Below are 21144 nucleotides of genomic sequence, written 5' to 3'. Positions count from 1 at the left end.
TCCAGTCCGTCACCTGGTCACGACTCCGTGTCGTCGACCAGCAGGTCCTCGTGGCGGTAGTCGTCCGCCCGCAGCCCCGCGCGGGCGATCATGTGCGTCGACACCGGCACGAGGAACAGCTGGAACACCATGATCGGCAGGACGACCCACAGCGCCGTCCACGTCCACACGGCGACGACGATCGCGGCGAGGGCGAACGCCAACCCGAGCACCTGCGGCTTCGCCATCGCGTGCAGCCGGACGAGCGGGTCGGGGAACCGGACGATCCCGACGCCGGCGCCGAGCGACAGCACCGCCCCGACGAGCAGCAGCCCGACGGCGATCCACGCGCGGACCCCGGCGCCGTCGATGAACCCCTGGATGATGTCGATCACTGGGGACGCTCCTGGTCGTCGGCGTGCTCGGGCGTGGTCACGGTCAGCCCCTCGTCGGACGGATCGGAGGACGGGGTGACCGCACGGGCGACGGCGATCGTGGCGAAGACGCTCGTCGCGGCGATCACCACGAGGACGGGCACGGCGGTCAGGTCACGCCGGATCACCATCGCGGCACCGATCACCACGAGCGCGGTCGTCAGCACCATGTCCGAGCCGATCATCCGGTCGAGGATGGTCGGGCCCCGCACGATGCGGAGGACGGCGAGCACGAGGGTGGCCCCGAGCAGCGCGAGCACCAGGGCGATCGCGATCCCCATGACGACGACTGCGGCGCTCATCGCGTGACCTCCGGCAGGGGTTCGGACAGTTCGGAGAGGTCCTGCTTCGACCCGAGCGCCCGGATGACGAGCGTCTCGATGCCGAGGGCCTCGCGTCGGGCCGCGTCGACCTGTTCGACCCGCTCGGTGTCGAGGACGTGCAGGAGCAGCCGGCGGCGTCGCAGGTCGACGTCGGCGACGTAGGACCCCGGCACGAGGGAGATCGCGAGCGTCGCCAGGGTGAACGTCATCTCGGATGTCGTGTGGAGCTGGACGAGCGTGATCGAGCTCCGCCGGACCCCGCGTGGGCGGAGAGCGACCCAGGCCACCCGGAACGAGGCGAGCACCACGAGCCCGGACCACACCAGCAGGAACCAGGCGGCGTGCGGGATCGAGAACCTGGCCGAGAGCGGCACCGGTGGCAGCGGGAGCAGCTGCGTCACGAGCAGCGCGACGACGATCCCGCACAGCAGGGTCAGCGGCGTCCACGACCCCCAGAGCAGCGCCCAGAGCACGGTCAGCCCGGCGACGAGCGGGACGTCGTAGCGCCACGCGACGGCGATGCGCCGCGCGTTGGTGATCCGCCGGGTGCTGTCCGCGGTCATCGCGTTCCCCCGAGCACGGCCTGGACGTAGCGGTCCGGGGATTCGAGCGACTCCGCCGCGCGAGTCGCGTAGCCGTACAGCGGGCCGGCCACGACGGTCAGGGCGACCGACCCGAGGACGGCGACGGTCGTCACGCCGACCAGCATGCGCGGCAGCTTCACGCGCGTGGGGGCCTCACCGACGCCGTCCTGCGTGGCCGTGGGTGCGGTCTCCGGACTGGAGGCGCGACTCGCGTGGGGTGCGTCGGTGACCGTCACCGAGCCTCCTGGGTGGAACGCCTTGCCCGTGTCCTCGGACACGGTCAGCGGCGCCGGTTCCGGCGACCGCAGGTGGGCGTGCGGCTCTGCGGTGCTCGCGTGCGGGGCAGCTGCCTCGGCCGCGGGCTTCGGACGCCAGAACGCGGCGTCCCAGACGCGCATGAGCGCGTACAGGGTCAGGAGGCTCGTCACGACACCGGCGGCGATCGTCGCGTAGGCGAGGGGCGAGCCGTCGATCGCCGCGGCACGGAAGAGGCCGAGCTTGCCGATGAAGCCGGAGAACGGCGGGATGCCACCGAGGTTGAACGCCGGCACGAGGTAGAGCGCGGCGAGCAGCGGGGCGGCCTTGAGCAGCCCGCCGAGCGATCGGGTCGAGGTCGTCCCGCCGACGCGTTCCATCAGCCCGGAGACCAGGAAGAGCGTCGTCTGCACGACGATGTGGTGGACCGTGTAGAACACCGCGGCGGCCGTCCCCGCGACCGAACCGAGGCCGACGCCCATCACCATGAACCCGATGTGGCTGATGAGCGTGAAGGACAGCAGTCGTTTCACGTCGGTCTGCGACACCGCACCGAGCACACCCACCACCATCGTCAGGATCGCCACGACGAGGAGCACGGTGTTGAGTTGCGGCCTCGGGAAGATGATCGTCTCGAGCCGGATGATCGCGTAGATGCCGACCTTCGTCAGCAGGCCCGCGAACACCGCCGTCACCGGAGCCGGCGCGGTCGGGTAGGAGTCCGGCAGCCAGAACGCCAGCGGGAAGACGGCGGCCTTGATGCCGAACCCGATGAGCAGCATCGTGTGGAGGAGCAGCTGCACGTGCTCGGGCAGGGCGGCCATCCGCTCGCTGATCTGGGCGATGTTGACCGTGCCGGTGGCGCCGTACACGAGGCCGATCGCCGCGAGGAAGATCGCCGACGCGATGAGGCTCGTCACGATGTACGTGGTGCCCGCCCGCACGCGCTGTTCGCTGCCACCGAGGGTGATGAGCACGTAGCTCGCCACCAGCAGCATCTCGAACGCGACGTACAGGTTGAAGAGGTCCCCGGCGATGAAAGAGTCGAGCACACCGGCGGCGAGCACGAGGTACGTCGGGTAGAAGATCGTGACCGGAGCCTCGCCGTCGTCGGCCGCGAGGCCCTGGCCGATCGAGAAGAGCAGGACGACGAGGAGCACGCTCGCGCTCACGGTGAGGAGCAGCGCGCTCAGCCGGTCGACCACGAGCGAGATGCCGTACGGCGCGTCCCACCCGCCGACCTGCACCACGATCGTGCCGTGCTGGTCGACGAGCACCATGAGGGTCGCGGCGACGGCCAGGGCGACGACGAGCACCACGACGGTGATCGCGCGCTGCAGCTTCTGGTGGTTGAGGAGTCCGAGCGCGACCGCGGCGCCGAGCAGCGGGACGAGGACGAGGAGCGGGACGAGCCAGGTCATCGGGTCGCCTCCTGTTCTGCGTCGGTGGTGGTCTCGGGGTCTTCGTCCGCGGGTTCGTCGCGTTCCCGACCGATCGCGACGTCGGCCTCGTCGACCTCGACCTCGTCGGCGCGGGAGAGCTTCCACGAGCGGTGGATGAGGGCCAACAGGAACGCGCTCACGGCGAAGGTGATGACGATCGCGGTCAGGGCGAACGCCTGGGGGAGCGGGTCCGTGATGCCCTCGGAGCTCTTGCCGATCGGCGGGTTGCCGGCAGCACCCGACATCACGAGGAGCAGCAGGTTGAGGGCGTTGCCGAGCAGGAGGAAGCCGAGCAGCATCCGGGTCAGCGAGCGTTCGAGGAGCAGGTAGACCCCGCAGGAGAACAGCACCGCCATCGCGATGACGAGCACGAGGGTGACGGTCACGTGGCGCTCCCTTCCGGGGTGGGGGCTTCGGTCATGTCCTGCACGGGCGTCGAGGCGTCCTCGAGCCGCTGCCGGTCGACCTCGGCGCCGAGGCTTCGGAGGACGTCGAGCACGAGGCCGACGACCACGAGGTACACGCCGATGTCGAAGAACGTGGCGGTGACGAACTCGACGTGGCCGAGCACGGGGACGGTGGCCTCGAAGAACTCGGAGTACAGGGCTTCCCTGCCGAAGAACATCGGCACGAGGGCGGTGATCGCGGCCGTGGCGACGCCGAGCCCGAGCAGACGACCGGCCCGGACCGGGGCCGCGGCGCCGAGCTCGGCCGGGCCACCCGCGAGGTATCGGGCCGCCAGGGCGATGCCCGCGACGAGACCACCGGCGAACCCGCCGCCCGCCGCGTTGTGCCCGGCGAAGAGCAGGTAGACCGACAGGACGATCAGGCCGTGGAACAGCAGGCGGACGACGACGTCGAGCAGCGCCGAGCGGCCGGTCGGGATCGCGGCGCTCGTCGGCAGCCAGGCGCGGGGCTCGCCGTCCGTGCGCTCGTCGCGGTCGGCGGTCAGCCGGGCCGGCAGGTCTCGGAGGCGGGGGAGCGTGTCCTCGCGGGAGTTCACGAAGATCAGGCTCGCGACGCCCGTCGCGGCGGCGACCACGACGGTCAGCTCGCCGAGGGTGTCCCAGCCTCGGAGGTCGACGAGGGCCACGTTCACGACGTTCAGGCCGTGCCCGAACGAGCTCGTCAACGCCGGCAGGTCCGGCCAGAGCGGCTCGGCCGTCCGTGCCGATGCGGCGACGACGACCACGATCGCGAGGGTCAGCCCGGCGAGGCCCGCGAAGAGCGCCCGCACGACCCGGAAGCGTGATGGGTTCGCGGTGGCGATCCGCGGGGGGAGCCGGCGCAGCACGAGCACGAACGCGATGAGTGTCACCGTCTCGACCACGAGCTGGGTCAGGGCGAGGTCGACCGCCCCGTGCAGCACGAACAGGACGGACATGCCGTACCCGGTCACACCGACCAGCACCGCTGCGGCGAACCGGGTCTTGGCGGTGAGGACGGCGATCGCGGCGATCGACATGACGAGGACGACGGGGATCTGTCCCCACGAGTCGGCGAACCGGACGTGGAACGCCCACGGTCCGCCGATGACCAGGTTGACGAGCGCCCCGGCGACGAACACCGACAGGATGACGGTCAGGTAGTAGGGGAGCGAACCGCGCTGGACCCCGGCGGTGAGGCCCGTGGCCACCCGGTCGAGCCCGCGCATGAGGTGGCGGTAGATGCTCGACGCGCTGGGGGAACCCGCGAGGCGGTGCTGGAGCGCCTCGACCGGGCGGCGCAGGGCGAACAGCGCGAGACCGCCGACGAGCGTCACCGCGGAGAGGCCGAGCGCCGGCTCGAGACCGTGCCAGAGCGCGAGGTGCGGGACCTCGCCGGGGAGGGCGGCGACGTGCGCGGCGGGCTCGATGCCGTGCGCCACGAGGGGCGTCGCGAGGCCGAGCGCGAGACCCGTGAGCGCGAGGACGGACGGGACGACGCCGAGGCCGTGCAGGCCGTGCGGTTCGGTGTCGGGCACGCCGGGCTTCCGGGCGAAGGCGCCCCACAGGAACCGCAGCGAGTAGGCCACGGTGAGCACCGAGCCGATCGTCACGCCGACGAGCGCGAACCACGCCCACCCGGCGTCGGGACCGTGCAGCGAGTCGATGAAGCCGGTGAGCACGGCCTCCTTCGCGACGAAGCCGATCGTCGGCGGGATGCCCGCCATCGACAGCAGTGCGAGGACGGCCACGACCGTCAGCCAGGGCATCCGGCGTCCGAGGCCGCTCAGGCGGGCGAGGTCGCGGGTGCCCGTGACGTGGTCGATCGCCCCGACGACGAGGAACAGGGTCGACTTGAACGCCGCGTGGGCCACCAGCAGCGCCACCCCGCCGAGGGCGGCCTCGGGCGCACCCCACCCGGCCGCGAGCACGAGGAACCCGAGCTGCGCGACCGTGCCGTAGGCGAGCAGGAGCTTGATGTCGGTCTGCCGGAGCGCACGGTACCCACCGATGAGCATGCCGAGCACCCCGAGCACGGTGATGGTCTCGCGCCACCCGCCGAGGAGCGCGAACGCGGGGGCGAGCCGGGCGACGAGGTAGATGCCGGCCTTGACCATCGCCGCGGCGTGCAGGTACGCGCTGACCGGGGTCGGGGCGGCCATCGCGGCGGGGAGCCAGAAGTGGAACGGCACGATGGCGGACTTCGTCAGCGCGCCGAGCAGGACGAGCACGACGGACACCGAGACGATCGTCCCCGACGGAGGGTCCTGGACGATCCCGGAGAGCGACGTCGTCCCGGCGGTCACCGACAGCACCACGAGACCGGCGAGCATCGCCAGACCACCGGCGGTGGTGACCACGAGCGCCTGCATCGCCGCCGCGCGACTGGCACGCTTCACCGAGTCGTGGCCGATCAGCAGGTAGGAGAAGACCGTCGTCGCTTCCCAGAGGACGAACAGCACGATGACGTCGTCGGCGACCACGAGCCCGTACATCGACCCGGCGAAGGCCGTGAGGACCCCGGCGAACCGACCGAGTCCGGGTTCGTCCGGCCCGAAGTACGTCGCGCAGTACACGAGCACGAGGGCACCGACCACGCTCACCACGAGGGCGAGGACCCACGAGAGGGCGTCCATCCGCAGGGCGATCGCGAGGTCGAGCTGCGGCACCCACTGGAACCGCTCCGTGACCGCGCCGTGCAACGCCGGACCGGTCTGCGCGACGGTCAGGACCGCGGCTGCTGCCGGTGCGAGGGCCGCCACGTAGAACACGCGGCGGCCGAGGACGGGGGTCAGGGCGGGGACGATCAGGGCGACGATCGCGAACGCGACGAGGACGATGACCATCGGGCACCTCCTCGGGGTCGGGCTGCAGTCCGGCTCACTGGGCCCTCACAGCCTACGGAGAAGGGGATGTGGAGTTCCTGAGTGGGCGGACAGGGAGGCCGATCGAGGATCAGGCTTCCAGCACCACTCTGCCCGTCGACCCACCGACCTGTCCGGCCCAGGCCGCCTCGACCTCCGCCATGCGCACCGCCGTCGCGTCCACCCGGATCGTGCCGTCGGCGATCGCCGCCACGATCCCCGGGAGCTCCGCGACGAACGCCGCCCGCCCGACGGAACCTTGGCCGCTCCCGACGATGGTCAGGCCGGACGCACGGAGCGCTGCGGAGGGGATCCGCGCCTCCTGGCCCGCCGTCGAGCCGATCGCCACCCAGTCGAGCCGGCGTCCGCGCTCCTGCCGTGCCGTGACGAGTGCGCGCATGACGTCCGCGGCGGGCTGGCCCCACACGTAGTCGATCACGACGTCGACGTCCGCGGCTGCCGCACCGACGGCGTCGACGTCGTCGAGCGGGACCACGACGTCCGCGCCGAGTGCCGGCAGCGCTCCGAGTCGTGCCGCGTCCCGTCCGCTCGCGACGACGTGCTCGGCGCCGAGGTGCTTCGCGACCTGCACCGCTGCGGAGCCGGAGGCGCCCGTCGCGCCGAGTACGAGGACGCGGCTGCCGGCGGCGAAGTCGATGCGGCGTCGGAGCGCGACCCACGAGGACATGACCGGGTTCGCGCCGGCGGCGACCGCCACCGGGTCGGCGCCCTCGGGCAGGACGACGCTCGCCCGCGGGTCCACGGCGACCCGCTCGGCCATCGTGCCGCGGGTGTCGCTCGCGACGGCGAAGTAGCGGAGCGTCCCGTCGGGGAACCGCCCGACCGCGTCGACGCCCGGGATGAGCGGGAGCGCCCCCTCGCTCGTGTAGTGCGAGCCGTCGGCCTGGGACCGCACTCGTGGGTGGAGACCGGCGGCGACGACGTCGACGACCACCTCGTCGGCGGTGGGGACGGGGTCGGTGAACTCCTGCCAGACCGGGGTCCGGCCGAACTCGGTGACGACGGCTGCGTGCATGATTGCCTCCTGAAAGATTCGTGTTACGAACAAAGTAGTTCGTAACACGAAGTGAGTCAAGTAGGCTGATGGCATGCAGGCGATGACGGAGGACGAGCGGCTCGTCGACGCCCTCGGCGAGAGCGCGTTCCGGACGATGGGTGCCCTGACCGGCATCGCGGCGGACGCCGGGCTGTCGCTGACGCAGCTGCGGGTGCTCGCGATCCTGCGGGACCGGCGGATGCGGATCGGCGACCTGGCGCAGTACCTCGGCCTCGAGAAGTCGACGATGACCGGGCTGGTGGCGCGCGCGTCGGCCAAGGGGCTGCTCGGGCGGGTGCCGAACGCCGAGGACGCCCGGGCGGTGGACGTCGTCATCACCGATGCCGGGCTCGACGTCGCCCGATCGCTCGAGGCGGCGATCCGGGAGTCGCTGCTGCCCCTGACCACCCGGTTGTCCGTGGGGGAGCGGGGGGAGTTGCGGGTGTTGCTGGAGCGGATGCTGCGCTGACCGCCCCGGGTGACGCTGGACTCAGCGCCCGTGCGCCCGCGCCGGGATCTGGGTCGCCAACTTGCCGCCGGACACGTCCAGCAGCGTCCCCGTGACGTACCCGGCGGCGTCGCTCGCCACGAACACGAGCAGGTCGGCCACGTCGTCGGCCGTCTCCCACCGACGGAGCGACAGGGTGTCGAGCAGGCGGTCCTGGGCCTCGGCGGGCATCGTCGCGAAGCCGTTCATCGCCGTCGGCACCATCCCCGGGGCGTACGCGTTCACGGTGATGTCCCACGGGCCGAGCTCCGACGCGAGCACGCGGGTGAACGCCACGACGGCCGACTTCGACGCCGCGTAGGCAGCGCTCCCGACACTCGGCACGATCGCCGCGAACGACGCCGCGTTGATGATCCGGCCGCGCCCGGCGGCCTGCATCACGGGCGCCACGGCCTGGCTCATCAGGAAGGTCCCGCCGAGGTTCACGTCCATGCAGCGGCGCCAGTCGTCCCACTGCAGGTCGGCGACGACTCCCTCGACGTTGATGCCGGCGTTGTTCACGAGCACGTCGATCGTGCCGTGCCGAGCGACGACCTCGTCCACGGCGGCGCGGACGGAGTCGGGGTCGGCGACGTTGCAGCGCACGCGGTCGACCGGCAGCGCGGCGCCGGCGGCGGCCTCGCCCCCGGCGGCGGCGCTGTCCCCGGGGGAGGGCGCGTCCGCGGCAGCGGGTTCGTCGAACGCCAGGTCGAGCGCGACGACCCGGCACCCCTCCGCGTGGAACCGTGCGGCGATCGTGGCGCCGATGCCGCGCGCGGCTCCGGTCACGACGACCACGCGGTCGGTCAGGTCGAGGTGCATCGTCGCTCCCGTCGTCGGTGCGGCCGTGGTCCGGTCGCAGCAATAGGCATACTATTCCCCCATGAACGACGCACGCGTGCTCTGGATCACCGGCGGCGGCAGCGGCATGGGAGCGGCGAGCGCTCGTGCGGCCGCCCGCGACGGCTGGACGGTGGTGCTCAGCGGACGCCGGGCGGACCGGCTCGCCGCGGTCGCGACCGCGATCCGCGACGACGGCGGGACGGCGGACGTGCTGCCCCTCGACGCGAACGACCCGGAGGCCGTCGCCGCGGCCCGCGACACCCTGCTCGCGCAGTACGGGCGGCTCGACGGACTCGTCCTCGCCGCCGGGCTCAACAGGCCGGCGCGTCGGTGGGACGACCAGTCGCTGCCGGACTTCCGCGCCATCGTCGACACCAACCTCACCGCCGTCGTCACGGTCGTCGACGCGGCGCTGCCCGCGCTGCGCGAGTCCGGCGGGATCGTCGTGGTCGTGTCCTCGTACGCGGGCTGGTCGTTCCAACCCGCGGCCGGGGTCGCCTACTCGGCGTCGAAGACCGCGCTCGGCTCCGTCGTCCGGACGCTCAACCAGCAGGAGGCAGGGCACGGCGTCCGAGCGACCCACCTGTGCCCCGGCGACGTCGCCACCGACTTCCTCGACCAGCGCCCCTCGGTGCCGGACGCGGCCGCACGCGCGGTCATGCTCCAGCCGGAGGACATCGCCCGCTCGGTCTCGTTCGTGCTCGAGGCCCCGTCGCACATGCGCGTCGACGAGCTCGTGGTCAGCCCGGTCGCACAGCGGTGATCTTCGACCGGGTGCTCGACGGGCTCGGCGCCGCGATCGTCGACGGATCGCTGCCGACGGCGCACCGCGACAGCATCGACGGGTTCGTCACCCGCACGGGCTCGAGCCGCAGCATCGTCCGCGAGGCCGTCCGCGTCCTCGTCGGCCTCGGCCTCCTCAGCGCCGGTCGTCGCGTCGGGCTCCGGGTCCTGCCCGCGTCGGAGTGGGACGTCCTCGACCCGCGCGTCATCGGCTGGCGGCTCGCCGGTCCGGAGCGTGGGGGCGTCCTCGGGGAGTTGCGCGCGCTGCGCCGCGCGGTCGAGCCGGTGGCCGCCGCGGCAGCCGCCGGGCGCGCGTCCGACGCGTCGCACCGTGCCGACCTGGAGGCGCTGCTCGCCGCCGCCGACCGTCTCGCCGCCGCCACGGGTCCGGACGACGCGGCCACGTTCCTCCAGGCAGACCGCGAGGTCCACCGACTGGTGCTGGAGCTGTCCGGGAACGTGATGTACGCGCGGCTGCACCGCGTGGTCGCGCGCGCACTCGACGACCGGGCCGGGATCCGCCCGGGGCTCCACGACGTCGGACTGCACGTCCGACTCGCCCGCGCCGTGGCCGACGGAGACGCGGACGGAGCCGCCGGGGCGATGACCGAGATCATCGACCGCACGGGCGAATAGGGTCGAGGTGTTCGAAGGAGAGCACATGTCGTTCACCGATCTCGTCCCCGACCCCGGCGCCGTCGAGCGCATCGCGACGGGCAGCACCTGGGCCGAGGGGCCGTGTTGGATCCCCGCGAGCCGGACCCTGCGGTGGTCGGACATCCCGGGCGACCGCATCCTGCAGTGGCACGCCGACTCCGGCGAGACGTCGGTGTACGCCGTGGGGGTCGAGTTCACGAACGGCCGCACCCTCGACCGTGACGGCAGCGTCGTGCAGTGCTCGCACGGGAACCGACGGGTCGAGCGCGACCGGGACGGGGTCGTCACGCCGATCGTCGACGCGTGGGGCGGCGGCCGCTTGAACTCCCCGAACGACGTCGTCGTCGCGCGGGACGGCAGCGTGTGGTTCACCGACCCGGCGTACGGCATCACCCAGCCGCGCGAGGGGCACCCGGGCGAGCGGGAGTACGGCGACCACTGGGTGTTCCGCTGCGGCCCGGACGGTGCGGACCTGCGGCCGGTCGCCACCGACCTCGACGAACCGAACGGGTTGGCGTTCGACCCGGCCGAGCAGGTGCTCTACGTCGCGAGCTCGTCCGGCGACGACCCGGTCATCCGGGCGTACGACCGGCGGGGCGACCGGGGTGACCTGCTCAAGAACGGGCGGGTGTTCGCGCGGTTGGAGCCCGGCGAGGGCGCCCCGGACGGCATCCGCGTCGACGTGCACGGCAACGTGTGGTCCTCGTCGCACCGGGGCGTGGTCGTGTTCGACCCGGACGGGACCCGGCTCGGCGAGATCGCGGTCCCCGAGGTCACCGCGAACCTGTGCTTCGGCGGCGACGACGGCAGGACGCTGTTCCTCGCCGCGACGACGTCGATCTACCGGATCGCGACCACGACCCGGGACGCCGCTGCCGAGTAACCTGCTCTTCCGTCACCCGGAACTGCAATGTAGAATATCATTGCAGTCACCAGGTGAACGAGGGAGCGGGTATGTCCAAGCGTGTGGCGATCATCGGGACGCGCGGGTACCCGTCCTACTACGGCGGGTTCGAGACGGCCGTGCGGCACATCGCACCGCACCTGGCCGACGCCGGCTGGGACGTCACGGTCTACGGCCGTCCCGGACAGGAACGGGTGGACGATCCGTCGCTCGACCACCGGGTGACCCGACGCACGACCCGTGGCCTCGAGTCGCGGTCGCTCTCGACCCTCACGTACGGCCTGACCGCCGTCCTCGACACGATCCGACGACGGCCGGACGTCGCGCTCGTGATGAACTGCGCGAACGGGTACTGGCTCCCGCTCCTTCGGCTCGCCGGCATCCCCACCGTGGTCAACGTCGACGGCATCGAGTGGGAGCGCGCGAAGTGGGGGCGGCTCGCCAAGGCGGTGTTCAAGACCGGCGCCCGGGCCACCGCACGGTTCGCCGACCGGCTCGTCTTCGACGCCGACGCCATCGGGGACTACTGGCGTCGCGAGTTCGGCCGCTCCGGCGTGATGATCCCCTACGGCGGCACGGAGTCCGACGTCCTGCCGCTGCACCCGGACGACGCGCACCTCGCCGGGCGACCGTTCGCCCTCGTGGTGGCGCGGTTCGTGCCGGAGAACACGGTGGCCGAGTTCCTCGTCGCCGCGGAGCGCATCGCCGAGCGCCACCCGGTCGTCATCGTCGGGTCGACGGGCTACGGCGGGGAGCTCGACACGGCCGCGCAGGACCTCGCCGACCGGAACCCGGGTGTGACCTGGCTCGGCCACGTGTCCGACGACGACCGGCTCTTCGCGCTGTGGCAGCACGCCGGTGCGTACTTCCACGGGCACAGCGTCGGCGGGACGAACCCGGCCCTCGTGCAGGCGATGCACTGCGGGGCGCCCACCGTGGCCCGCGACACCGTCTACAACCGCGAGGTCCTCGCCGGCACCGGCGTCCGGTTCGTCCAGCCCGACTCCGGCGCGATCGCCGATGCCGTCCTCGACTTGCTCGCCGACCCCGTCGAGCAGGAGCTGCTCCGGGGCGGCGTGCGTGACCGGGCCCGCTCGGCGTACACGTGGTCGGGGGTCTGCGGCGCGTACGAGCACGCCCTCGCCGAGCAGGCCGGCGTCGCGACCCGCCAGGCGGTGGCGGCGTGAGCGCATCGGTGGGGAGCATGCGGATCGTCCCCGAATTGCGGGCCGCCCACATCGAGCGCCACCTGCGCGGCACACCCGCAGAGCTCCTCTACCTCGACGTGAACTACGACCTCGCCGGGACGGACCTCGCTCCCGGCATCCAGCGCGTGACCATGACGGGAGCGCTCCGCCGGTTCCTGACCACCACGGCCACCACGCTCGAGGTCCCGGAACCGCTGTGGATGCGGTTCTGGCCGAAGCACGTGCTGCTCGCGGCCGGGTTCCGCGCTGCGGGGGTGCTCCGGCGTCGTCGGCACCGGGTGGTCACGTACGCGATGGAGAACAACGACCTCGCGACCCTCGTGGGCGGGCGTCGCCGGGTGCCGGGCGTCGTCGTCCGGCTCGTGGGTCTGCTCGTCGGCGCCGTTGCGCGACTGACCATCGACCGCATCGCGTTCGCGAGCGACGATGCACGTGCCACCTACGCGTCCCTCCCGTTCACCGCGGCGATCGAACAGTCGTCGACACTCGAACTGCCCCGCCCCGACGATGCCCCGGTCGATCCGACCCCGCTGACATGCGTGTTCGTCGGGGCGATGGAGCAGCGCAAGGGCGTGCAGGAGCTGATGGATGCCTGGCCCGCCGTCGAACGCACCGTTCCCGGCGCGACGATCGTGCTGATCGGGCCAGGGCCACTCGAGCCACTGGCAGCCGAGTGGGCCGCCTCGTCCCCGTCGACGCGGCGAGTGACGGGACGACTCCCGCACGCCGCCGCTGCCGCCGTGGTCCGCTTGTCTGCGGTCCTCGTCGCTCCCTCGGTCGCCGACGGACGCTGGCGGGAGCAGATCGGTCTGCCGATCAAGGAAGCCCTCGCCGCTGGCCTGACGATCGTGACCACCGACCAGACCGGGCTCGCCGGCTGGCTGCGCGACCACGGTCACGGCGTCGTCCCGCCGACGACCCCGGCGTTCACCCGGCGACTCGCGCGAGCGATCACGAGCGCCCTGCGGGCCCCGCTGGACCGAGAGCAGGTGCGAGCTGCGCTGCCCGAGCGGGACGGCCGACTCGCTGCCGACGCCTGGTTGCACGGTCAGCAGGCACGACTCGTCGCCGACGTGCCGACCCGTCCGATCGGAGTCGTCGCATGAGTGCACGCGACGTCATCGTGGTGAACACCCTCGGCGGTGCGCTGCACCACTACGCCCACGGACTGGCTGCGACACTCCGCGCCTCCGGAGCACGGGTGTCGGTCACCGACGTGCACGAGCCGAGCGTCGCAGGAGGCTCGGGTGTCGACTGGGTACGGCGGTACCTCCTCGCATTGTGGGCCGCTCGCCGGGATGGCCGTCGTGGTGGGGCCCGGGTCATCGTGACGTGGCCGGTCCTCGGCCACCTGGATCGCGTGATCATGCGCGTCGTCCTCGGCCGACGGGCCGAGGCGGCCCTCGTCGTGCACGATCCCCACCCGCTGGTGCGAGCCCGCGGGTACGGCGTCGTCGCGCGTCGGATCGGTTCGCTCGCGCGTGGTGTCCGCCTGATCGTGCACAGCAGGACCGCCGCGACCGCCCTGCGAGACGACTGTCCGGGCACCGGGCCCGAGCTGCTGCCGCACCCTGTCGCCCCGCGCCCGGTCCCCGTCACGGTGTCCACCCCTGGCGACCGTCCGGTGGTCCGGGTCCTCGGGCAGTTCAAGCCCGACCGCGACCTTGCGTTGCTCGCCGGGATCGGTCAGGAGATCGGACACTCGCACCGCCTCGAGATCGTCGGGCGACGGTGGCCCGAGGTCGACGGGTGGTCCGTGACGGACGCCTTCGTCGACGAGGACCGGCTCGACGAGCTCCTGGCCACCGCGGACGCCGTCGTCGTGCCCTACAAGCGGTTCTTCCAGTCCGGCATCGCGATCCGCTCGCTCGAGGTCGGGACGCCCGCGGTCGGTCCCGCTGGTTCGAGCATCGCCGACCTCTACCCGGACGACCGCTACCTCGGCGACGGTTCGGTGTCGTCCTGGTGCGACGCGATCTCGTCGGCCTCCGCCGCGGAGCGCGACGAGACGCGTGCCGTGGCGTCGCGAGCCGACCGCGTCTGCCGTGCGGCCTGGGCGGAGTGGCTGACGCGCTGACCGCGACCGGCGGCCGCTGCCGTATCCTGACTCGGCCATGCAGTGCGACTACTTCGACCGCGGGGTGTGCCGCTCGTGCACGCTCATGGGGCAGCCGTACGCCGAGCAGGTCCTCGACAAGGAACTCCGCACGCGCGAACTCCTGCACGACGCGGTCGAGGCCGCCGGGGGTCCGGGCTCGGTCGAGTGGCTGCCCGCGATCACCAGCCCCGAGTCCGCGTACCGCAACAAGGCGAAGATGGTGGTCGGCGGGACCGTCCAGCACCCGACGGTCGGCATCCTCGACCACCGGCAGCGCGGGGTGGACCTGCGGCACTGCGGCATCTGCACGCCCGGGATCCAGCACGCGCTCCCGATCCTCGCCGGGTTCATCGCGGACGCCGGGCTCATCCCCTACGACGTCGCCACCCGCCGGGGCGAGCTGAAGTTCGTGCTCGTGACGGAGTCGCCGGACGGGGAGCTCATGGTGCGGTTCGTCCTGCGCTCCGAGGGACAGCTGGCGCGGCTCCGGCAGCACCTCGACGCGCTCCACCGGGTGCTGCCGAACGCCGTCGTCGTCACGGTGAACCTGCTCCCGGAGCACAAGGCCGTCACCGAGGGGGAGCGGGAGATCGTGCTCACCGAGCGGGAGACGCTCTCGATGCGACTCGGTGACGTCACGATGCACCTCCGGCCGCAGAGCTTCTTCCAGACGAACACGCACGTGGCCACCGAGCTGTACGCCCAGGCCTCGGCGTGGATCGACGAGGTGGCGCCGGCGTCGATGTGGGACCTCTACTGCGGCGTCGGCGGCTTCGCCCTGCACGCCGCCCGCCCCGGTCGCGCGGTGACGGGCATCGAGACCAGCCGCGAGGCCGTCCGGTCGGCGGGACAGTCGGCGCGCGAGGCCAGCCTCGAGGGCGTCCGCTTCGCCGCGGACGACGCGACCGAGCACGCGCTCCGTGCCCGACCCGACACGGTCCCCGAGCTCGTCGTCGTCAACCCGCCGCGGCGCGGGATCGGCGAGACGCTGTCGACCTGGCTCGAGGAGTCGGACGTCCGGCACGTCGTCTACTCGAGCTGCAACCCGGTGACCCTGGCGAAGGACCTCGCGCGGATGCCGTCGCTGCGCCTGCGGCGCGCGCGGGTGCTCGACATGTTCCCGCAGACGGGCCACCTGGAAGCGGTGACGCTGCTGTCCCGAGGGTGACCGACCGGCGGACGGGAGGCGCGGGTCGGCGCCGCCACGTGCCTCCTGGCCGTCATTGCCAGGGAATTGCCAAGGTGACGTACCCGGGTCCGCCGCGATGACCATGCCCATGGGGATCCACGCGTACAGGTTCCGTCCCCGAAGACATAGCACCAACGGGTAGAACCGTTTGTCTCGGTTTGATAACGGTGAAGAGTTTCCTATGGTGGCCGACCGAGGCGCCACCGGCACGAGACCACTGCCCCCGGCGGCGCACCCCACGACACGACCGCGATCGGTCGGGACGGGCAGTGGCGATCGGCTCTCGATCCGTGGTCCCGGTGGAGCAATCAACCATGAAGAAGCTTTCTCGTACCCGCACCATCGTCGGTGGCCTCGCCTTCGCAGGCATCGCCGCGACGGGTGTCGGCCTCGCGGCGGCGCCCGCGAACGCAGCATCCGGCTCGACCTGGGACGCCCTCGCGCAGTGCGAGTCCGGCGGCAACTGGGCGATCAACACCGGCAACGGCTACTACGGCGGCCTCCAGTTCAACCTCGGCACCTGGCAGGCGAACGGCGGCACGGGCAACCCGGCCTCCGCGAGCCGTGCGACCCAGATCGCCGTCGCCGAGCGCGTCCTCGCCTCGCAGGGCTGGGGCGCATGGCCGGCCTGCTCCGCCCAGCTCGGGCTGAGCGGCACGACCGGCGCCGCCCCGCAGGCCGCCGCTCCGGCTCCCGCCGCCCCGACCCAGCAGGCTGCCCCGCAGCAGCAGGCGCCGGTGCAGCAGGCCGCCCCGCAGCAGGCCGCGCCGTCGACCCCGGCCCCCGCGACCGAGGCGGCCCCGGCTGCCCCGAGCAAGCCCGCGGCCGTCAAGACGAGCGGCAAGACCTACACGGTCGTGTCGGGCGAGACCCTCGACAGCATCGCGACGAAGCTGCACATCAACGGCGGCTGGAACAAGCTCTGGGCCGCGAACACGTCGACCATCGACGACGCGAACCTGATCTACGCCGGCCAGGAGCTCCAGCTCCCCGCCTGATCGTTCCTCCGATCGACAGGACGCCCGGTGACCGAGTGGTCACCGGGCGTCCTGCTGTGTCCGGCTACTGCGGGTTGTCGGCCAGCCACCCGGCGACGTCGTTCGACCGGAGCGCCTGGGACAGCGACTGCACGGCGATGGTGTTCACCGCGACGTAGGACTGTCCGTCCGCCGAGGTCCCGCCGCCCGCGGTCGGCATCGTGAACGTCCGCAGGTCCGACGGCCGGACGTCACGCAGGGACCAGCCGAGGTCGACCATCGTGCGGACGGTCAGGCCGGCGTCCACCGACAGGTACTCGCTCGTCGCCCGGACGAAGTCCTGCACGCGCCCGGGGTTCGTGAGGGTGTCGCGCGAGAGGAGTCCGTCGACGATCCCGCGCATGAACGCCTGCTGGTTCCGGATGCGGGTGTGGTCGGCGTCGGCGAAGGCGTACCGCTCGCGGACGAACGCCAGGGCCGCGTCGCCGTCGAGGTGGTTCGCGCCGGCGGTGAACTCGTGCCCGCGGGCCGAGAACGCCGTCCGCGACTGCACCGTCACCCCGCCGAGCGCGTCGGTCATGCCCGAGAAGCCGGCGAAGTCGATCTCGGCGACGTGGTCGATGCGCACGTCGAGCAGGCGTTCGACCGTCTGCACCGTCAGCGGGACCCCGCCCCAGGAGTACGCCGCGTTGATCTTCGCGGTGCCGTGGCCGGGGACCTCGACCCACGAGTCGCGCATGATCGACATGAGGTACACGGCCCGCTTGTCGGCCGGGACGTGGGCGAGCATCAGGGTGTCCGAGCGACCACCGGCAGCGCGGTCGCCGTCGGGATCTGCGCCCTGGCGGGAGTCCGATCCGATGAGCAGGATGTTCTGCGCGCCCTCGGTCGGAGCGGGGCGCGCGCCGGTCGGGAACGGGTCGGCGAGGACGTCGGCGTCGTAGCTGCGGACGAGGCCCGCGATGAAGAGGCCGGCGACGACCGCGAGCACCGTGGCGACGGCGACGAGCGAGCCGGCGGTGCCGAGGACGGCGACGAGGAACGGGCGCTTCCGGCGACGTCGGCGCCGCTTCCGGCCGTTGCTGCCCCGGCTTCCGCTCCCGCTGCGGGCGCTCGATCCGCTCCGGGGTGCCCGCGGTGCGGGGGCGTCGGCGCCGGCGTCGGCGGCAGCGATCGATGCTGCCTGCGCTGCCGCCTCGGCCAGTTCGGCCGCATCGGCTGCTTCGGCTCGTTCGGCGGCCTGACGGGCTGCTCGGCGCTCGGACATCGGGTCTCCTGCGGGTCGGGTCGGTCGTGCTACCGACTCCGCGAGTCTACCGTATGTGGTATATCAACCGCTAGGTCATCAGTGGGGACGGTGCTTCTCGAGCAACACCGTGAGCGCCCCGCGCAGAGCCGGGTCGTCCGGCAGGAGGTCACGCTCGATGTGTCGGGCGGTCTCCCACGCCTCGCGCCCGTGCTCCGTCACGGTGACGATCCGACGTCGACGGTCATCCGGGTGCGGCGAGCGTTCGACGAGGCCGTCGCGCTCCATCCGCTCGAGCGTGCGGGACATCGTCTGTGGCTGCACGCGTGCCGTCCGTGCCAGGGTGTCCGCGCCGGTCGGGCCGGTCCGCACGAGGATGTCGATCGCGATGAGCGCCGCGTGCGGGAGGCCGATCGCACGCAGACGCTCGTCCCAGTCCCGTTCGATCGCCCGGGCAGCGGCGGAGAGGAGACGCCCCAGCGGCCATGCGTCGGGGGTGTCGTCCATGCTCCGAGTCTACGGATCCCGTTCCTTCGACTTCTCTAGTAATCAGCATGCTGACGATTGGAGTACGCTCACGGACGTGTCCCGCTACCTCCGCATCGTCCTCCCCGCGCTCGTCATCGTGGTCTGGCTCGCGATCGCCTCCGTCGGCGGTCCCTTCTTCGGCAAGATCTCCGAGGTGTCCACGAACGACCAGACGTCGTTCCTGCCGGCATCGGCGGACGCCACCAAGGTGCAGGAACGCGCGTCCGAGTTCCGGCAGGCGTCGGGCGCCCCGGCGATCATCGTGCTCGAGCGCGACGGCGGCCTGACGGCTGCGGACCAGCGTGCCGCGACCACCCTGGCCCAGCGGCTCGGGGACCGCGACGACGTGCAGGGCGTCAGCCCGGTGATCCCGAGCGAGGACGGCGACGCGGTCGAGATCGTCGCCACGCTGACCCAGAGCGCGGACACCGGTGACGCCGTCGAGGCCGTCCGCGCCGACGTCGAGGACGCGCTGCCGTCGGGGGTGCAGGGCTACGTCACGGGTCCGGCGGGCTTCACCGCCGACCTCACCGAGGCCTTCGCGGGCATCGACGGGCTGCTGCTCGGTGTGGCGCTCGCCGCGGTCTTCGTGATCCTCATCATCGTCTACCGCTCGCCGCTCCTGCCGATCCTCGTGCTCGGTACGGCGACGTTCGCCCTGTGCGCGTCGATCCTCGTCGTGTGGTGGCTCGCCAAGGCCGACATCGTGACCGTGAACGGCCAGGTGCAGGGGATCCTGTCGATCCTCGTCATCGGCGCCGCGACCGACTACGCGCTCCTCTACACCGCACGCTTCCGCGAGGCACTGCGCGACCACCGCACCGGGTGGGACGCGACGAAGGCCGCCCTGCGGGGGAGCCTCGAGCCGATCCTCGCCTCGGGCGGGACCGTTATCGTCGGCGTGCTCTGCCTGCTGCTCTCCGACCTCAACTCGAACAAGGCACTCGGTCCCGTCGCGGCCATCGGCATCGCGTTCAGCCTCCTCGCCGCGCTCACCCTGCTGCCCGCGCTCCTGCTGGCGTTCCGGCGCGCGGCGTTCTGGCCGCTCCGCCCGAAGTACGGCAGCGCGCACCCCGTCCTCACCGGGCCCGACGCCCGCGGGCTCTGGGCACGGGTGGGCCGGCTCGTGGCGCGCCGCTCCCGGGTCGTCTGGATCGTGTGCACCGTCGGGCTCCTCGCGATGGGCACCGGCCTCGTCGGACTCAAGGCGGACGGGGTCCCGCAGAGCGACCTGGTCATCGGGAGCTCGCAGGCGCGCGACGGTCAGGACGTGCTCGCCGACCACTTCCCGGGCGGGTCCGGCAGCCCGGCACAGGTCATCGGCGCCGCGTCGAGGACCGACGAACTCGCCGCTGCGATCACGGGCGTGGACGGTGTGGACAGCGTCGTGGCGGCCGCGAAGGACGCGCCGTCCGGCACCGTCCCCGTGACGACGAGCGGCAACCCGGGTAGCACCGCCGGTGCGACCCCGACCGTCTCCCGCGGCGACGTCCTCCTCGAGGCCACCCTGTCCGACCCGGCCGACTCCGACGCCGCCGAGCAGACCGTGCGTGCCCTCCGCACGGCGGTCGAGCGGGTGGACCCCGGCGCGATCGTCGGTGGCGCGACCGCGACCGCCGTCGACACGAACGACACCGGCATCCGGGACCGCACGCTGATCATCCCCGTGGTGCTCGCGGTCATCCTGCTCATCCTGATGCTGCTGCTCCGGAGCATCGTGGCGCCGCTCGTGCTCATCGGCAGCGTCATCGTGTCCTTCGCCGCGGCGCTCGGCGTCGGTGCCCTCGTGTTCGACCACGTCTTCCACTTCCCCGGGGCCGACCCGAGCGTTCCGCTGTACTCGTTCGTGTTCCTCGTGGCGCTCGGCGTGGACTACAACATCTTCCTCATGACCCGGGTGCGCGAGGAAGCCCTGCAGCACGGTCCGCACGAGGGCGTCCTGCGCGGGCTCGGGGTCACGGGCGGCGTGATCACCTCGGCCGGGGTCGTCCTCGCGGCGACGTTCGCGGCGCTCGGCGTGATCCCGATCCTGTTCCTCGTGCAGATCGCGTTCGTGGTCGCCTTCGGTGTGCTGCTCGACACGATCGTCGTCCGGTCGCTGCTCGTCCCCGCCCTGGCGTACGACCTCGGGCGCCGGGCCTGGTGGCCGTCGCGCCTATCGCGTCCGGCCCATCACATGTGACACGCTGGACGCATGCCAGTTCCTTCGACGCAGCCCGCCGCCGAGCGGAAGCTCCTCCGTGACACCGTGCAGGACAAGATCCGGGACGCGATCATGGACGGCACCCTCGAGCCGGGCGAACGGCTCAACGACGACGACCTCATCGCCTGGCTCGGTGTCTCCCGCACCCCCATCCGTGAAGCCCTCGCCGAGCTCGCCCGAGCCGGACTCATCGAGATGGCGCCGAACCGGTACACCCGCGTCGCCGCCCCGACGAAGGACGAGCTCCTCGACGCCTACCGCACGCTCGGCGTGATCTACGGCGGTGTCGCCCGCCTCGCGACGCCGCGCTTCACGGACGCGCAGCGCAAGAAGGTCGTGAAGACCCTCGACGACGTCACGGCGCAGGTCGAGGCCCGGCACCAGGGTGAGGTCGCCCAGCACGGCGCGGACATCTACGCGATGTGGGCGGACCACTGCGGCAACCCGTCGCTCGAGCAGCTCTGCAAGGCGACGACGGACGGGCTCGCGTTCAAGCTGCGGGTGCCGGAGCTCGCCGAGCTGATCCCCGCCGACGTCGTGCTGCCCGAGCTCGAGAAGCTCAAGGCCGCCGTCGTCGCGAAGGACCCGATCGCCGCCGAGCTCGCCATGGAGGCGATCCACCTGCTGCCGTCGCGCGACTGACGCGACGAGCGCGACC

At 72.3% G+C, this 21144-nt stretch carries 21 protein-coding genes; 11 read left to right on the top strand and 10 right to left on the bottom strand.

All coding sequences use genetic code 11. The features are described from left to right. Positions 1–17: 17 nt before the first annotated feature. The 7 genes from mnhG to ACEN8D_RS10160 form a co-directional block, all read right to left on the bottom strand. Positions 18–374 (bottom strand): monovalent cation/H(+) antiporter subunit G, encoded by a 357-nt coding sequence (mnhG, locus tag ACEN8D_RS10190; RefSeq protein ID WP_070417261.1) that lies wholly within the window; start codon positions 372–374, stop codon positions 18–20. Continuing rightward, positions 371–715, bottom strand: coding sequence for an MrpF/PhaF family protein (locus ACEN8D_RS10185; protein ID WP_070417260.1), 345 nt, complete (start codon positions 713–715; stop codon positions 371–373). Before ACEN8D_RS10185 ends, mnhG begins: the two co-directional genes overlap by 4 nt. After that, a complete protein-coding gene (locus ACEN8D_RS10180; RefSeq protein ID WP_309778007.1) occupies positions 712–1299 on the bottom strand; it encodes a Na+/H+ antiporter subunit E in 588 nt (195 codons plus the stop codon). The genes ACEN8D_RS10185 and ACEN8D_RS10180 overlap by 4 nt, the downstream gene beginning before the upstream one ends. Further along, on the bottom strand, positions 1296–2996 hold the full coding sequence (locus tag ACEN8D_RS10175) for a Na+/H+ antiporter subunit D (protein ID WP_309778009.1): 1701 nt from the start codon (positions 2994–2996) through the stop codon (positions 1296–1298). Before ACEN8D_RS10175 ends, ACEN8D_RS10180 begins: the two co-directional genes overlap by 4 nt. Then, complete coding sequence (locus ACEN8D_RS10170) at positions 2993–3403, bottom strand: Na(+)/H(+) antiporter subunit C (protein WP_022907807.1); 411 nt, start codon at positions 3401–3403, stop codon at positions 2993–2995. Before ACEN8D_RS10170 ends, ACEN8D_RS10175 begins: the two co-directional genes overlap by 4 nt. After that, a complete protein-coding gene (locus ACEN8D_RS10165; RefSeq protein ID WP_413461401.1) occupies positions 3400–6288 on the bottom strand; it encodes a Na+/H+ antiporter subunit A in 2889 nt (962 codons plus the stop codon). The genes ACEN8D_RS10170 and ACEN8D_RS10165 overlap by 4 nt, the downstream gene beginning before the upstream one ends. Before the next feature lie 109 nt (positions 6289–6397). Then, positions 6398–7342, bottom strand: coding sequence for a zinc-binding dehydrogenase (locus ACEN8D_RS10160; protein ID WP_413399639.1), 945 nt, complete (start codon positions 7340–7342; stop codon positions 6398–6400). A gap of 73 nt (positions 7343–7415) precedes the next feature. Here ACEN8D_RS10160 and ACEN8D_RS10155 point away from each other — a divergent pair, with 73 nt between their 5' ends. After that, entirely contained in the window at positions 7416–7832 is a 417-nt protein-coding gene (locus tag ACEN8D_RS10155) for a MarR family winged helix-turn-helix transcriptional regulator (RefSeq protein WP_413399638.1), read from the top strand. A gap of 21 nt (positions 7833–7853) precedes the next feature. Here the strand turns inward: ACEN8D_RS10155 and ACEN8D_RS10150 are convergent, their stop codons facing one another. Beyond that, positions 7854–8672: an SDR family NAD(P)-dependent oxidoreductase gene (locus ACEN8D_RS10150; RefSeq protein WP_495600999.1), complete on the bottom strand. Its 819-nt coding sequence runs from the start codon at positions 8670–8672 to the stop codon at positions 7854–7856. A 61-nt stretch (positions 8673–8733) separates the two neighbouring features. Here ACEN8D_RS10150 and ACEN8D_RS10145 point away from each other — a divergent pair, with 61 nt between their 5' ends. The 8 genes from ACEN8D_RS10145 (at position 8734) to ACEN8D_RS10110 (ending at position 16530) form a co-directional block, all read left to right on the top strand. Further along, positions 8734–9456 (top strand): SDR family oxidoreductase, encoded by a 723-nt coding sequence (locus ACEN8D_RS10145; RefSeq protein ID WP_309887142.1) that lies wholly within the window; start codon positions 8734–8736, stop codon positions 9454–9456. After that, positions 9453–10112, top strand: coding sequence for a FadR/GntR family transcriptional regulator (locus ACEN8D_RS10140; protein ID WP_309887141.1), 660 nt, complete (start codon positions 9453–9455; stop codon positions 10110–10112). Before ACEN8D_RS10145 ends, ACEN8D_RS10140 begins: the two co-directional genes overlap by 4 nt. A 25-nt stretch (positions 10113–10137) precedes the next feature. Then, the gene (locus tag ACEN8D_RS10135) at positions 10138–11016 is read left to right on the top strand and encodes an SMP-30/gluconolactonase/LRE family protein (RefSeq protein ID WP_413399303.1); all 879 of its coding nucleotides are present in this window, start codon (positions 10138–10140) and stop codon (positions 11014–11016) included. Between the two features lie 71 nt (positions 11017–11087). Next, positions 11088–12224: a glycosyltransferase gene (locus tag ACEN8D_RS10130; RefSeq protein WP_309778021.1), complete on the top strand. Its 1137-nt coding sequence runs from the start codon at positions 11088–11090 to the stop codon at positions 12222–12224. Next, positions 12221–13351, top strand: coding sequence for a glycosyltransferase family 4 protein (locus tag ACEN8D_RS10125; protein ID WP_413399302.1), 1131 nt, complete (start codon positions 12221–12223; stop codon positions 13349–13351). The genes ACEN8D_RS10130 and ACEN8D_RS10125 overlap by 4 nt, the downstream gene beginning before the upstream one ends. Further along, a complete protein-coding gene (locus tag ACEN8D_RS10120; RefSeq protein WP_413399301.1) occupies positions 13348–14322 on the top strand; it encodes a hypothetical protein in 975 nt (324 codons plus the stop codon). Before ACEN8D_RS10125 ends, ACEN8D_RS10120 begins: the two co-directional genes overlap by 4 nt. Positions 14323–14359: 37 nt before the next feature. Then, positions 14360–15511 carry a 23S rRNA (uracil(747)-C(5))-methyltransferase RlmC gene (gene rlmC, locus ACEN8D_RS10115; RefSeq protein WP_413461708.1) on the top strand — a complete coding sequence of 384 codons (1152 nt, stop codon included), beginning with the start codon at positions 14360–14362 and terminating at the stop codon, positions 15509–15511. Between the two features lie 335 nt (positions 15512–15846). Then, complete coding sequence (locus tag ACEN8D_RS10110; protein ID WP_309778027.1) at positions 15847–16530, top strand: transglycosylase family protein; 684 nt, start codon at positions 15847–15849, stop codon at positions 16528–16530. Positions 16531–16594: 64 nt separating this feature from the next. Here the strand turns inward: ACEN8D_RS10110 and ACEN8D_RS10105 are convergent, their stop codons facing one another. Both ACEN8D_RS10105 and ACEN8D_RS10100 read right to left on the bottom strand, forming a co-directional pair. Beyond that, positions 16595–17776, bottom strand: coding sequence for an LCP family protein (locus ACEN8D_RS10105; protein ID WP_413398793.1), 1182 nt, complete (start codon positions 17774–17776; stop codon positions 16595–16597). A 78-nt stretch (positions 17777–17854) separates the two neighbouring features. Further along, entirely contained in the window at positions 17855–18262 is a 408-nt protein-coding gene (locus ACEN8D_RS10100) for a MarR family winged helix-turn-helix transcriptional regulator (protein WP_309778029.1), read from the bottom strand. A gap of 76 nt (positions 18263–18338) precedes the next feature. Here ACEN8D_RS10100 and ACEN8D_RS10095 point away from each other — a divergent pair, with 76 nt between their 5' ends. Together ACEN8D_RS10095 and ACEN8D_RS10090 are read left to right on the top strand one after the other, a co-directional pair. Further along, complete coding sequence (locus ACEN8D_RS10095; RefSeq protein WP_413398794.1) at positions 18339–20465, top strand: MMPL family transporter; 2127 nt, start codon at positions 18339–18341, stop codon at positions 20463–20465. A gap of 12 nt (positions 20466–20477) precedes the next feature. Next, a complete protein-coding gene (locus ACEN8D_RS10090; RefSeq protein ID WP_413398795.1) occupies positions 20478–21128 on the top strand; it encodes a GntR family transcriptional regulator in 651 nt (216 codons plus the stop codon). Positions 21129–21144: the final 16 nt, after the last annotated feature.

The sequence above is a fragment of the Curtobacterium sp. Curtsp22 genome (genome assembly GCF_059492135.1).
Note: the sequence above shows the minus strand (reverse complement) of the source record. Positions and strands in the feature narration are given on the sequence as shown.